The 331-nt window shown below is 35.6% G+C and carries 1 protein-coding gene; it reads right to left on the bottom strand.

Annotation, left to right across the window (positions count from 1 at the left end):
• Nucleotides 1-331 (bottom strand): IS66 family transposase (locus GOQ24_RS07055; protein ID WP_160339391.1); only part of this gene is annotated, 331 nt, incomplete at both ends.

Raw genomic sequence — 331 nt, 5'->3', positions numbered from 1 at the left:
ACCTTCATTTTTGATGTCCATCACCAGCTTTTGGTATAGTGGTTTTAAAGCATCCATACTTTGAGCAGCCCAACCATCTATTGTAGAAGAAGCTATATCGATGTTTTCTCTTGAAAAGCGTTGCTTCTGTCTATAAAGAGGAAGGTGGTCAACATATTTATCTACAAGTATTGTAGATAATAACCCCTCTGAAGGTATTCCTTTATCTATAATTCGCTCTGGAAGCTCACCAATACTAATTTGAGTGTTGTCTTTACCTTTAGTAGCGTATTTATATCGGATGTAACGCTTGATTTTAAAGTAACCTGGAACATAATCTAACACATCTGTA

The sequence above is a fragment of the Myroides sp. LoEW2-1 genome, from assembly GCF_009767705.1.
GTDB classification, from domain to species: Bacteria; Bacteroidota; Bacteroidia; order Flavobacteriales; family Flavobacteriaceae; genus Flavobacterium; species Flavobacterium album_A.
The sequence above is the reverse complement of the archived record's forward strand: the minus strand, read 5'-3'. Positions and strand labels throughout refer to the sequence as shown.